Here is a 12,363-nt window from a genome sequence, read left to right as displayed (position 1 = left end):
CGGCGCCCTCACACGCCCTTGGCCGCTGCTTTCAGCCGGTAGAGCGCTTCCAGCGCCTCGCGCGGGGTCATCTCGTCGGGGTCGATGCCGGCCAGCGCGTCCTTCACCGCCGCCGCCACCGGGTCGGCCTTCACCGCCGGGGCGGGGGGCGGGGCGCGGTTGAGCGCGGCGAAGAGCGGGAGATCGTCGAGAATGCGCTGGGTCGGGGCGGCGCGGTCGGCGGATTCCAGCTCGGTCAGCACGGCGCGGGCGCGCTCCACCACCGCATGCGGCAGACCGGCGAGCTTGGCGACCTGGATGCCGTAGGAGCGATCCGCCGCGCCCGGCACCACCTCGTGCAGGAAGATCACCTCGCCCTCCCACTCCTTCACCTTCACCGTCGCGTTGACGAGGCGGCCCAGGCGCTGGGACAGGGCGGTGAGCTCGTGGAAATGGGTGGCGAACAGGCCGCGGCAGCGGTTGGCCTCGTGCAGGTGCTCAAGGCTCGCCCAGGCGATGGACAGGCCGTCGAAGGTGGCGGTGCCGCGCCCGATCTCGTCGAGGATCACCAGCGAGCGTTCGGTGGCCTGGTTGAGGATGGCGGCGGTTTCCACCATCTCGACCATGAAGGTGGAGCGCCCGCGCGCGAGATCGTCCGCCGCGCCGACGCGGGAGAACAGCCGGTCGACCACGCCGATGCGCGCCAGCCGCGCCGGCACGAAGGCGCCGGCCTGGGCGAGGATGGCGATGAGCGCGTTCTGGCGCAGGAAGGTCGACTTACCCGCCATGTTCGGGCCGGTGACCAGCCAGATGCGCCCGGCGCGGGCGCCCTCGGGCGGGGAAAGCTCGCACTCATTGGCGACGAACGGCCCGCCATCGCGGCGCAGCGCCTGCTCCACGACCGGGTGGCGCCCGGCCTCGATGCGGAAATCCAGCCCCTCATGCACCTCCGGGCGCACATGGTTCTCGTCCACGGCGAGCTTTGCGAGGCCGGCGGTGACGTCGATCACCGCCAGCGCCTCGGCGCAGGCGCGGATCGCCTCGGTCTCCGCCGTCACCGCCGCGACCAGCTCGTCGAACAGCAGCTGTTCCAGCGCCAGCGCGCGGTCGCCGGCGCTGGCGATCTTGGCTTCCAGCTCGGCGAGCTCGGTGGAGGTGAAGCGCATCGCCCCCGCCATGGTCTGGCGGTGCATGAACACGGCGTCGAAGGGCGGCTCGCGCAGCCGGTCGGCGTTCTGCTGGCTGACCTCGACGAAATAGCCGAGCACCGCATTGTGCCGAATCTTGAGCGCGCGGACCCCGGTTTCCTCGACATAGCGCCGCTCCAGCGCCGCCACCACGCGCCGACTCTCGTCGCGCAGGGCGCGGGTGGCGTCGAGCTCGGCGTGACAGCCGGGGCGGATGAAGCCGCCGTCGCGGCGGTTGAGCGGCAATTCGTCATCGAGCGCGGCGGTGAGCCGGGCCGCCAAAGCGGGATCGACCCCGCCCAGCGCCCGGGCGGCGGCCTGCAATTCGGCCGGGGCCGGGGCGTCGGCGATCAGCCCGGCGATGGCGGTGCCCTCGTTCAGCCCGCGCCCGATGGCGGCGAGGTCGCGCGGCCCGGCGCGGCCGAGCGCGACGCGCGACAGCGCGCGGGCGAGGTCCGGCACGCCGGCGAGCCGGTCCCGCAATTGCGCGCGCAGGCTCGTCTCCTCGACGAGGCATTCCACCGCGTCGAGCCGCTCAGCGATGCGCTTCGGGTCGGTCAGCGGCTCGGCGAGGCGGCGGGCGAGCAGGCGCGCCCCGGCGGAGGTGACGGTGCGGTCCGCGGCCGCGCACAGGCTTCCCGTGCGCTCGCCGGTGGTGGTGCGCAGGATTTCGAGGTTCGCCCGCGTCGCCGGGTCGATGATCATCGCCTCGCTGGAGGCCTCGCGCTGCGGCCGGCCGAGCGGCGGCCGGGCGCCCAGCTGGGTGCGCTCGATATAGGCGACGATGGCGGCGGCGGCGGCGAGTTCGGCGCGCGAGAAGCTGCCGAAGGAATCCAGCGTCGCCACCTGGAAGAAGCCGGCGATGCGCCGCCCGGCGGTGGCGCCGTCGAAGCTTTCCTTCGGCAGCGGCGTCACGGCGGGCAGGGTGCGCCAGAGCGGGCGCAGCTCGGCATCCTCATAGACCGCATCGGCGACGAGCAGTTCGGCCGGCTCGATGCGGGCGAGGTCGGCGGAAAGCCTTGTGCTGTCGGTTTCGGCGACGCGGAAGGAGCCGGTGGAGATATCGGCGAAGGCGAGCGCATAGACATAGCCGTCGCCCTCCTCGCCGCTGCCCTTCACCCGGGCGAGGCTCGCCAGCACATTCTCGCGCCGGGCGTCGAGCAGCGCGTCCTCGGTGAGCGTGCCGGGGGTGACGAGGCGGATCACGTCGCGCTTCACGACGCTTTTCGGCCCGCGCTTCTTCGCCTCGGCGGGCGGTTCCATCTGTTCGCGCACGGCGACGCGGTGGCCGGCGGCGATGAGCTTGTGGAGATATTCCTCCGCCCGGTCCACCGGCACCCCGCACATCGGGATGTCCTCGCCCTGGTGCTTGCCGCGCTTGGTCAGCACGATGCCGAGCGTGCGGGCGGCGATTTCGGCGTCGTCGAGGAACAGCTCGTAGAAATCGCCCATGCGGTAGAACAGCAGGCTGCCGGGATTGGCGGCCTTGATCTCGATGTATTGCGCCATCATCGGCGTGACGCGCTCAGCGTCCGCGAGCGCTTTGGGCGTGACGCGCTCGGTGTCGGCCGCTTTGGGCGCGGGGCTGTTCTCGGGCTGATCCATGGCGGGGACGCTGGCAGAGGGGAGGGGCGCCTTTCAAGCGCCGGGTGCGGTTATCCCCTCACTGTTTCGCCTGATGGGCATCCTTCGAGGCTCGCTTCGCTCGCACCTCAGGATGACGGCGCACCCGACAACGAGGCCCGTCATGCTGAGGTGCCGGCCAGAGGCCGGCCTCGAAGCACGCAGAGCTGATGGAAGGGTCTGCGCCGCCGCACGATGACTCTAAAGCACCACGCCGCGCAGCGCTTCCGGGTCCATCAGCCCCATCAGCCGTCCGGCGGCGGCGCGGGCGAAGCGCAGGGTCAGCGCCTTGCGAGTCGCCCCGGCCAGCGCATGCAGCGGCGCCTCGCGCACCAGCCCGGCGCCGAAGGCGTCCGCCACCAGTATGCCGGTGTCCTCGGGCAGGATCTCCAGCGGGAAATCCGGGCCGACGGCGAAGAACAGCCGGTCGCAATGGGCGCGGTACTCCGTCCATTTGCGGTCGGTGCGGAAATCGGTGACCGAGGATTTGATCTCCACCACCCACACCTCGCCGCGCAGGTCCAGCGCGGCGATATCCGCCCGCCGGCCGGAGGCGAGGCTGAATTCCGGCACGCCCACCAGGCCGCGCGCGGCGAGATAGCGCAGCGCCCCGCGCTGGATGGCGCGGGCGGTCTCGGACTGGCGTCCATCCGGGGGCAGGACGAGGTCGGCAAAGGCGGTGTCGCTCATGCCTGTACTCTATCCGTTCTCCTCGGCGCGAGGGAAGACCCCGGCGGCGGTCTCGATCGCCGGGGCGTCCTCGCCGCGCGAGAAGGGCGGCAGTTCCGGCCCGGCCAGCGCCGTCGTCGGCGTGGGCGGCGGCGTGCCGGCATGCAGCCGGCGGACCACGGCGAAGGCGCAGATCAGCGCCGCCACGCCGAAGAAGACCGAGCCCAGCGCCTGGCCGGCGATGACGCCCTCCACGCCATACCAGCGGCTGCCGAGCCAGACGAAGGGAATGGTGCCGAGCGTCGCCCGCCCCCAGTTGAACAGGGTGGAGAGCAGCGGCGCGCCGAGATTGTTGAAGGCGGCATTGGCGACGAACAGCGCGCCGAAGAACACATAGGCCCCGGCGGCGTAGAGGCAGAAGAATTCCACCAGCGCCACCCCTTCGGCCGACAGGCCGAACAGCCCGGCGAGCGGCTGGCGCGCCAGCGCCAGGATCAGCCAGACGCCGAGCACATAGGCGACGATCAGCTTGAGGCTGTCGCGCACCGTCTGCCGCACCCGGTCATAGCGCAGGGCGCCGACATTCTGGCCGATCACCGGGCCGATGGCGCCGGTGAGGGCGAAGAGCGGGCCGAAGGCGACCGGGATCAGCCGGCCGATTACCGCCCAGGCCGCCACCGCCGCATCGCCATGCGGGGCGAGGGCGAAGGTGATGTAGGCATTGCCCACCGGGGTGGCGACATTGGTGAGGATGGCCGGCACCGCGATGGCCGAGAGCGGGCCGACATCGGCGATGAAATCCGGCAGGCGCGGGCGCGCGGCGAGCTTGTGCACCCGTATCACCGCGTTCAGCCCATAGGCGACCATGACGACGCGGGCCAGCACATTGGCGATGGCCGCGCCTTCGACGCCGAGACCGAGGGCGAGGATGAGCAGCGGATCGAGCACGGCGGTGGTGAGCCCGCCCGCCAGCGTGACCCACATGGAGCGCCGCGCATCGCCAATGCCGCGCAGCGTGCCCGACGCCGCCATGCCGAGGCCGAGCAGCGGGGTGGAGGGCAGCACGATGAGCAGGAAGTCGCGCGCCAGTTCCAGCGTGCGGCCGGTGGCGCCGAGCAGCGCCAGCAGCGGCCCTAGAAAGGGAAGCAGGGCCAGCGTCATCGCCCCGGTGGCGAACGCCATATAGACCAGCGAAGAGGTGGAGAGCCGCCGCCCGTCCTCGATCCGCCCGCTGCCGATCGCCCGCGACACCAGCGCCGAGCCGGCGATCATCACGCCAATGCCGACCGAGGTGGTGAAGAACATCACCGTGCCGGCATAGCCGATCGCCGCCGCCAGCTCCTCCTCGCCGAGCAGCGAGATGTAGAACAGGTTGAGCAGATCGACCACGAACACCGCCATCAGCCCGACCGAGCCGGCGGCGGTCATGGTGGCGACATGGCGCATCGTCGAGCCTTCGACGAAGCGGGCCTTCAGCGGCTTGCGGGGGGCGGTCCTGTCCATGGCGGGGCATATGGCATGCGCGCCGCCCGCCGCACAGGGCCGGGCGCGCAACCCGTTGCTTGCACGCACGCCCGTCCTTCGCGCGAGGCCCGGCCGCCACCGCCCCGCCACAAGCCGATGGCATCAGCTGCCATGCCCTGCTGCGACGATTGAGAAGCGTCATTGAAATCGGCTAGAAGGGCGTTCCCTGCTGCCGCGCCCCCGCCGGGCCTGCGCCCGCCTCACCCGAAGCTCCCCCGTGCGAACGGACCCGTCATGACCGCCGAAACCTCCGCGCCCGCCGCCGAACCGATCGACGACCACACCAAGGCCCGCGTGCTGGTGCAGGCGCTGCCGCACATGCAGCGCTATGACGACGCCATCATCGTGGTGAAATATGGCGGCCACGCCATGGGCGACGAGCAGGTGGCGCGGGATTTCGCGCAGGACATCGTGCTGCTCGAACAGTCCGGCGTGAACCCTGTGGTGGTGCATGGCGGCGGGCCGCAGATCGGCGCCATGCTGGCCAAGCTCGGCATCAAGTCGGAATTCGCCGCCGGGCTGCGCATTACCGACAAGGCCACCGTCGAGATCGTCGAGATGGTGCTGGCCGGCTCGATCAACAAATCCCTCGTCGGCTTCATCAACGAGGCCGGCGGCAAGGCGCTGGGCCTGTCCGGCAAGGACGGCAACATGGTCGTCGCCTCCAAGGTGACGCGCTCGGTGCGCGACCCGGATTCGAATCTCGAACAGGTGGTCGATCTCGGCTTCGTCGGCGAGCCCGAGACGGTGGACACCACCGTGCTCGACCAGATTCTCGGCCGCGAGCTGATCCCGGTGCTGGCGCCCGTCGCCACCGGCAAGGATGGCGGCACGTTCAACGTCAATGCCGACACCTTCGCCGGCGCCATTGCCGGCGCGCTCGGCGCCAAGCGGCTGCTGCTGCTGACCGACGTGCCGGGCGTGCTCGACGCCGACAAGCAGCTGATCAAGGAACTGACCATCGCCCAGGCGCGGGCGCTGATCGCCGACGGCACCATTTCCGGCGGCATGATCCCCAAGGTCGAAACCTGCATCTACGCGCTGGAGCAGGGCGTCGAGGGGGTGGTGATCCTCGACGGCAAGGTGCCGCATGCGGTGCTGCTGGAACTGCTAACCGACCACGGCGCCGGCACGCTCATCACCCGCTGAGCGCCGGCGGGGCGCCCCCCGCGCGGGCGGGCGCCTCAAGGCGGTGCCTCAAGGGGTGGGGATCACCGCCACCGCGTCGACCTCGACGAGGTATTCCGGCTGGGCGAGGGCGTCGACGCCGATCCAGGTGGAGCTCGGCGGGTTTTCCGTGCCGAAAGTCTCCGCCAGCACCCGGCCGACGAGGTCCGCCTCCGGGCCGGAGTGGAAGCCGGGCATGTAGAGCCGCAGCATCTGGATGTCGTCGGCGCTGCCGCCGGCGGCTTCCACCGCCAGGATCACCTGGCGCAGCACCTGCCGCAGCTGCGCCTCGCGCCCCACCGCGCTGACCTTTCCCTCCGCGTCCCACGCCACCTGCCCGGCGATATGCACCAGCGTGCCGGGCGGGGAGATGCTGACCTGCGAGAAGCCCCAGGGGCGGCTGTCGAAGAGTTGCGGCGGCTGGAGGGTGCGGCGGGGCATGGGGGCGCCTGTGTGGGTGGGGAGCGAACGGCACGGCGGGCTTCGAGGCCGGCGCGGTGCGCCGTCGCCTCAGCATGACGAGGTTTTTCCTCTCCGCTGATCACGCCGTCATCCTGAGGTGCGAGCGCAGCGAGCCTCGAAGGATGATCAGCCGCGCAGAGGCGGAAATGTCGGCCGTCCGGGATGACGGAGGACCCTTACGCCTTTGGCAGCGTTTCCAGGAAGCGGATGGCCTCGCCCTGTGCCGGGGTGACCAGTTCGCCTTCCCACATCACCCGCTTGCCGCGAAGGAGCGTGCCGACCGGCCAGCCCGTCACCTCCACCCCGTCATAGGGCGTCCAGCCGGCCTTGGAGGCGATCCATTCATTGCGGATGGTTTCGCGGCGCTTGAGATCGACAACCGTGAAGTCGGCGTCATAGCCCACCGCGATGCGGCCCTTGGTGGCGATGTTGAAGATGCGGGCCGGGCCGGCGCTGGAGAGATCGACGAAGCGCTCCAGCGTCAGGCGGCCGGCATTCACATGATCGAGCATGGTCGGCACGAAGGTCTGCACCCCGGTCATGCCGGAGGGGCTCGACGGGTAGGGCTTTTCCTTCTCTTCCCGCGTGTGCGGGGCATGGTCGGAGCCGAGCACGTCGACCACGCCCTCCGACAGGCCGCGCCACAGCGCCGCCTTGTGGCGGGCTTCGCGCACCGGCGGGTTCATCTGCACCATTGTGCCATGCGAGGCGTACCAGGACGCGTCCATGGTGAGGTGATGCGGCGTCACCTCGACGGTGGCGACATCCTTCTGGCCGCGCAGATATTCGATCTCTTCCTGTGAGGTGATGTGCAGCACATGCACGCGCTTGCCCTCGGAGCGGGCGAGGTTGACCAGCCGCGTGGTGGCGGTCAGCGCGGCGATCTCGTCGCGCCACACCGGGTGCGAGGAAGCATCGCCCGGCACGCGCAGGCCCTTGCGCTCTTCGAGGCGCGGCTCGTCCTCGCAATGGAAGGCGGCGCGGCGGCGGATGACCTTGAGAATGGCGCGCACGCCGGGATCGTCGGCCACCAGCAGCGAGCCGGTGGAGGAGCCGATGAACACCTTCACGCCCGGCACGCCCGGCAGCATTTCCAGCTCCGGCAGGTCCTTCACATTGTCATGCGTGCCGCCGACGAAGAAGGCGAAGTCGCAATGCATGCGGTGATGGGCGCGGGCGAGCTTGTCTTCCAGCGCCCCGGCCGAGGTGGTGAGCGGGTTGGTGTTGGGCATTTCGAACACGCCGGTGACGCCGCCCATGACGGCGGCGCGCGAGCCGGATTCGAGGTCTTCCTTGTGTTCGAGGCCGGGCTCGCGGAAATGCACCTGGGTGTCGATGACGCCGGGCAGCAGATGCAGGCCGGTGCAGTCCACCGTTTCGCCCGCCTGGGAGGCGTCAAACGACCCGATGCCGGCGATGCGCCCGCCACGTATGCCGACATCGCGGGCGGCGATGCCGTCCTGATTGACCACCGTGCCGCCCTTGAGGAGAAGATCGAAGGTCTCAGTCATGCTGTCCCCGCCGGTAATGAGAGCTTGCCGCCGCAGTGCTGCGCCGGCTCGCTCTTACGCCAAAGCGCGGCGGAGGTGAACGCCTCCCGTCCCCGTCGGCGGCTTACACCAGCGTGAACTGCACCCGCACCGCCGTGCCGCGGCTGGGCTCCACCCGTGTGGCGAGCTCCACCTTGCCGCCGAGCTGCGAGGCGAGGCTCTGGATGATGCGCCAGCCGAGCCCGTCGCTGCGCGAGAGATCGGCGTCGGGCGGCAGGCCGCGCCCGTCATCGGCGATGGTCATCTCATAGCCTTTGCCGCCATTGGCCAGCACGGTGATGCTGATCGTGCCGGACTCGGCGCCGACAAAGGCGTGCTTGAGCGAATTGGTGACGATCTCCGCCACCAGCATGGAGAGGGTGGTGAGCTGCGCCACATTGAGCGGCAGGTTCGGCGCGTCCACCGTGCAGCCGATGCCGGGCGTGCCGGAGGCGGTGACGAGATCGCAGCAGAGCTGGCTCAGATACTGGTCGGTGGGCAGGTCCAGCCGCTCGGGCGCGTAGAGCTGGCGGTGGATGCGGGCGATAGTGTCGAGCCGCGAGCGCGCCTCGTCCAGCGCGGTGATCGCCTGGCGCGCATCCTGCCCCACCTTGCGCTTCTGCAGCGACAGCAGCGCGGCGACGAACTGCATGTTGTTGGCGACGCGGTGCTGCAGTTCCTGAAACATGGTGCGCTGCGTCTCATAGAGCCGCGCGGTGGTCTCCTTCTCGCGCCGCAGCCGGTCGGCGGCGTTGAAGGTGAAGTGGATCAGCGTGATGTCGATGGCGGCGATGACGACGAAAAAGCCGAGCGCCAGCAGCGTCTGGCCGTCGATCTGCATGCCGTTGGCCGGGCCGATGAAGCAGAACCAGGCGGCGAAGGTGGAGAGCACCGCGCAGGTGATGCCCGGCCGCAGCCCGCAGAAGAAGGTGGTGAGAATCACCGCCGGGAAGAAGGTGAGGAAGGGAAAGCCCGGCGGCAGCACGCGGTCCACCGCGAAGCGCAGCGCCAGGGCGAAGCCGAACATCGCCACCCCCACCGCATCCGGCAGCCAGGGGTGGCGGCGCAGGGGCTGGGCGGCACGCACCAGCGACCAGAAGAACGAACGGTCCACGCCCTCGCGCGCCGCCGAACCCTCGGTCATGACCTTGCTGTCCAGATCCCGTTGACGGGTCGACCCGTCGCTCATGGGCGAGAAACCGCCGAGGAATCGCGGAAAGGCGCCCGCCTGGGCGCCGTGGAAGTCGCATGCATCGAAAAGGACTCCCTGTCGCGCTCCCTGTCGCTGGTGCGCGAGTGTGCCCGTTTGTACCTAACTCGTCACCCCGCTTCTGTCCGTTTGTGAACATTTCCCCACGAGGTGCGTTGATAGGGAAACGAGGGTCCAAACCATGCGCCTCAACGAGAATGACGAGAATGACGAGAGTGGCGGGACGGGCGGGGCGGTAGCGTCGTCGGGTGGCAACAACCTGCTCGGCGCTTTGCGCCCGGCCGATTTCGCGCTGCTGCGCGCGCATCTCAAGCGCATCGACCGCCCGGCCGGCGGCGTGCTCTACGAGCCCGGCGACGATGTGCGCCATGTCTATTTTCCCTGCGGGCAGACGCTCGTCTCCTTCATGGTGCTGCTGGAAGACGGACGGCAGGTGGAGATCACCAGCGTCGGCCGCGAGGGCGCGGTGGGCGGCATTGTCAGCCAGGGAAGGCTGCCGGCTTTCGCCCGCGCGGTGGTGCAGATGGAGGGGCCGCTGCTGCGGCTCGACGGTGCCGAGCTGGAGCGGGCGAAGGAGATTTCCCCGCCGCTGCGCAACCTGTTCGCCCGCTATGCCGACTGCCTGCTGGCGCAGGTCTTCCAGTCGGTGGCCTGCAACGCCACCCATTCTATCGACCAGCGCACCGCGAAATGGCTGCTCGCCGCCTATGACCGCACCGGCGACGACACGCTGCGCCTGACCCAGGAACAGCTCGCCGCCATGCTGGCGGTGGGGCGGCCCTATATCAGCCGGGTGCTGGGGGAGATGAAGGCAGCCGGCGCCGTCGAGCCGCGCCGCGGGCGCATCCGCATCACCGATGCGGAGCGGCTGCGCGGCCTGGGCTGCGGCTGCCACGCGGCGGTGAAACGGCATTTCGACGAGGTGCTGAGCGGGGTCTATCCCCGCGCCAATGAGGTGGCCGGCCACGGCATGGTCATCACCAACGGCCCGTCCTTCCGCCCGTGAGCGGGAGACGGGAAGGTTCCCGCAGCCCTGCCCTGCCGGCGCGGGCCTTGTGCGCGGCGCGCGGAAATGGCATGCGCCCCGCCATGGAACACGACAACGCCCCGCCCCTCGTCCCCTCCTTCGCCACGCTGGCGCCCCGCTACGACCTCGTCCTGTGCGACGTGTGGGGCGTGCTGCACAATGGCGTCGCCGGTTCCCCGGCGGCGGCGGATGCGTTGCAGCGGGCGCGGGCGGGCGGGACGACGGTGATCCTCGTCTCCAATGCCCCGCGCGAGCCGGAGGGCGTTGCCCGCATTCTCGACGGCTTCGGCATTCCGCGCGACGCCTATGACGCCATCGTCACCTCAGGGATGGTCACCAGCGCGCTGCTGGCCGGACGGCCGGGGGTAAAGATGTGGCATCTCGGCCCGGAGCGCGATCTCGGCATCTATAAGGGGCTGGACCTCACCCTCGTCCCCTTCGAGGAGGCGGAGCTGATCGTCTGCACCGGCCTGTTCGACGACACGGTGGAGACGCCGGACGACTATGCCGACACGCTGGCGGCGGCGAAGGCGCGGGGCCTGCCCTTCATCTGCGCCAACCCGGATATCGTGGTCGAGCGCGGCGGCGACCTGATCTGGTGCGCCGGCGCCATCGCCGAGGCCTATGCGGAACGCGGCGGCGAGGTGGTGTTCTGCGGCAAGCCGCACCGGCCGATCTACGACACCGCCTTCGCCACGGCGGCGCGACTGCGCGGCGCGCCGGTGGAGAAGGCGCGCGCCATCGCCATTGGCGACGCGCTGCGCACCGATCTCGCCGGGGCGCTGGGCCATGGCATTGACTGCCTGTTCGTGGCGGCCGGCATCCATGCCGGCGAACTCGGCCTCGAACAGGGCGCGGAGGTGGATGTGAAGGCGCTGGCCCGCCTGCTCGCCGACGGGCCGGGGCGCCCGGCGGCGGTCACCACGCGCCTCGCCTGGTAAGTGCCCGGATTGACGGCGGCGCGGGACGGGGCCACTTAAGCAGCCGCCTTCCCGACGCCTCCAGGGGCGCCCCTCCCGTTGCGTTGCGCTGACATGACCCACGCCGCCGCTTCCCCGCACCCTTTCCTCGTGCTGCGCGAGGGTGACGCGCTGCCCCCGGCCCTCGCCCGGCCGGTGATCGCCATCGGCAATTTCGACGGCGTGCATCGCGGCCACCGCGCAGTGATCGGCACCGCCATCGACCAGGCGCGCTCGCTCGGGCGGCCGGCGCTGGCGCTGACCTTCGAGCCGCATCCGCGCGCCTATTTCCGCCCGGACGAGCCGATCTTCCGCCTGACGCCGGAGCCGATGAAGCTGAAGCGCCTGAGCGAGACCGGGCTCGACGGCGCGGTCGTGCTCGCCTTCGACGCCGCCATGGCCGGGCGCGACGCCGAGGATTTCGTCGCCGCCATCCTCGTCGCCCGGCTCGGCGTCGCCATGGTGGTGGCGGGCTATGATTTCCATTTCGGCAAGGGCCGGGGAGGCTCGCCGCTGTTCCTGCGCGAGGCCGGCAAGCGCCATGGCTTCGGCGTGGAGATCGTGCCGCCGCTGCTGGATGAGGGCGCACAGATCTCGTCCAGCGTCATCCGCGCCGCGCTGGCGCAGGGCCGCGTCGAGCAGGCCGCCCATATGCTGGGCGCGCCCTTCGCCATCGAGGCCGAGGTGGTGCATGGCGACAAGCGCGGGCGCGAACTCGGCTACCCCACCGCCAATATGCGGCTCGACCCGGCGGTGACGCTGGCGCACGGCATCTATGCGGTGACGGTGGAGATCGACGGGACGCGGCACAAGGGCGTGGCGAGCTTCGGCCGCCGCCCGACCTTCGACGACGGCGCGCCGCGGCTGGAAACCTTCATCTTCGACTTCGCCGGCGACCTCTATGGCCGCGTGCTCACCGTCGCCTTCCACGCCTGGCTGCGGCCGGAGCTGAAATTCGACGGCATCGACGCGCTGATCGCGCAGATGGATATCGACAGCGCCCGCGCCCGCGCGGCGCTCGGGTAAG

At 70.6% G+C, this 12,363-nt stretch carries 10 protein-coding genes; 4 read left to right on the top strand and 6 right to left on the bottom strand.

Annotated features, from left to right (window positions below; all coding sequences use genetic code 11):
- Positions 1-8: 8 nt before the first annotated feature.
- From mutS to ACO07Z_RS12015, 3 genes are all read right to left on the bottom strand, one after another.
- A complete protein-coding gene (mutS, locus tag ACO07Z_RS12025; protein WP_421698937.1) occupies positions 9-2,771 on the bottom strand; it encodes a DNA mismatch repair protein MutS in 2,763 nt (920 codons plus the stop codon).
- Between the two features lie 219 nt (positions 2,772-2,990).
- Complete coding sequence (locus ACO07Z_RS12020) at positions 2,991-3,479, bottom strand: MmcB family DNA repair protein (RefSeq protein WP_244380119.1); 489 nt, start codon at positions 3,477-3,479, stop codon at positions 2,991-2,993.
- Between the two features lie 9 nt (positions 3,480-3,488).
- On the bottom strand, positions 3,489-4,961 hold the full coding sequence (locus ACO07Z_RS12015; RefSeq protein ID WP_421698936.1) for an MATE family efflux transporter: 1,473 nt from the start codon (positions 4,959-4,961) through the stop codon (positions 3,489-3,491).
- A gap of 255 nt (positions 4,962-5,216) precedes the next feature.
- Here ACO07Z_RS12015 and argB point away from each other — a divergent pair, with 255 nt between their 5' ends.
- Entirely contained in the window at positions 5,217-6,131 is a 915-nt protein-coding gene (gene argB / locus ACO07Z_RS12010) for an acetylglutamate kinase (protein ID WP_421698935.1), read from the top strand.
- Between the two features lie 48 nt (positions 6,132-6,179).
- On the opposite strand, the gene ACO07Z_RS12005 is transcribed toward argB, so the two are convergent.
- The 3 genes from ACO07Z_RS12005 to ACO07Z_RS11995 all read right to left on the bottom strand — a co-directional run bounded on the left by ACO07Z_RS12005 (position 6,180) and on the right by ACO07Z_RS11995 (position 9,284).
- Positions 6,180-6,590 (bottom strand): RidA family protein, encoded by a 411-nt coding sequence (locus ACO07Z_RS12005; protein ID WP_421698934.1) that lies wholly within the window; start codon positions 6,588-6,590, stop codon positions 6,180-6,182.
- A 197-nt stretch (positions 6,591-6,787) separates the two neighbouring features.
- Positions 6,788-8,122: a dihydroorotase gene (locus ACO07Z_RS12000; RefSeq protein ID WP_421698933.1), complete on the bottom strand. Its 1,335-nt coding sequence runs from the start codon at positions 8,120-8,122 to the stop codon at positions 6,788-6,790.
- 103 nt (positions 8,123-8,225) lie between these two features.
- Positions 8,226-9,284, bottom strand: coding sequence for a sensor histidine kinase (locus tag ACO07Z_RS11995; RefSeq protein WP_421698932.1), 1,059 nt, complete (start codon positions 9,282-9,284; stop codon positions 8,226-8,228).
- A gap of 247 nt (positions 9,285-9,531) precedes the next feature.
- On the opposite strand from ACO07Z_RS11995, the gene ACO07Z_RS11990 reads away from it, so the two are divergent.
- The 3 genes from ACO07Z_RS11990 to ACO07Z_RS11980 all read left to right on the top strand — a co-directional run bounded on the left by ACO07Z_RS11990 (position 9,532) and on the right by ACO07Z_RS11980 (position 12,362).
- Positions 9,532-10,356 (top strand): Crp/Fnr family transcriptional regulator, encoded by an 825-nt coding sequence (locus tag ACO07Z_RS11990; protein ID WP_421698931.1) that lies wholly within the window; start codon positions 9,532-9,534, stop codon positions 10,354-10,356.
- Between the two features lie 83 nt (positions 10,357-10,439).
- Positions 10,440-11,318: a TIGR01459 family HAD-type hydrolase gene (locus ACO07Z_RS11985; RefSeq protein WP_421698930.1), complete on the top strand. Its 879-nt coding sequence runs from the start codon at positions 10,440-10,442 to the stop codon at positions 11,316-11,318.
- A gap of 93 nt (positions 11,319-11,411) precedes the next feature.
- Positions 11,412-12,362: a bifunctional riboflavin kinase/FAD synthetase gene (locus ACO07Z_RS11980; protein ID WP_421698929.1), complete on the top strand. Its 951-nt coding sequence runs from the start codon at positions 11,412-11,414 to the stop codon at positions 12,360-12,362.
- Position 12,363: the final 1 nt, after the last annotated feature.

The sequence above is a fragment of the Ancylobacter sp. genome (genome assembly GCF_965229075.1).
GTDB lineage: Bacteria > Pseudomonadota > Alphaproteobacteria > Rhizobiales > Xanthobacteraceae > Ancylobacter.
This window is presented reverse-complemented; position numbering and strand designations above follow the sequence as displayed.

What these genes read in the sequence shown, in the direction of transcription:
- mutS (WP_421698937.1), bottom strand. Translation starts at nt 2,771, where the DNA reads ATGGATCAGCCCGAGAACAGCCCCGCGCCCAAAGCGGCCGACACCGAG.
- ACO07Z_RS11985 (WP_421698930.1), top strand. Translation starts at nt 10,440, where the DNA reads ATGGAACACGACAACGCCCCGCCCCTCGTCCCCTCCTTCGCCACGCTG.
- ACO07Z_RS12020 (WP_244380119.1), bottom strand. Translation starts at nt 3,479, where the DNA reads ATGAGCGACACCGCCTTTGCCGACCTCGTCCTGCCCCCGGATGGACGC.
- ACO07Z_RS12015 (WP_421698936.1), bottom strand. Translation starts at nt 4,961, where the DNA reads ATGGACAGGACCGCCCCCCGCAAGCCGCTGAAGGCCCGCTTCGTCGAA.
- argB (WP_421698935.1), top strand. Translation starts at nt 5,217, where the DNA reads ATGACCGCCGAAACCTCCGCGCCCGCCGCCGAACCGATCGACGACCAC.
- ACO07Z_RS11990 (WP_421698931.1), top strand. Translation starts at nt 9,532, where the DNA reads ATGCGCCTCAACGAGAATGACGAGAATGACGAGAGTGGCGGGACGGGC.
- ACO07Z_RS12000 (WP_421698933.1), bottom strand. Translation starts at nt 8,122, where the DNA reads ATGACTGAGACCTTCGATCTTCTCCTCAAGGGCGGCACGGTGGTCAAT.
- ACO07Z_RS11995 (WP_421698932.1), bottom strand. Translation starts at nt 9,284, where the DNA reads ATGACCGAGGGTTCGGCGGCGCGCGAGGGCGTGGACCGTTCGTTCTTC.
- ACO07Z_RS12005 (WP_421698934.1), bottom strand. Translation starts at nt 6,590, where the DNA reads ATGCCCCGCCGCACCCTCCAGCCGCCGCAACTCTTCGACAGCCGCCCC.
- ACO07Z_RS11980 (WP_421698929.1), top strand. Translation starts at nt 11,412, where the DNA reads ATGACCCACGCCGCCGCTTCCCCGCACCCTTTCCTCGTGCTGCGCGAG.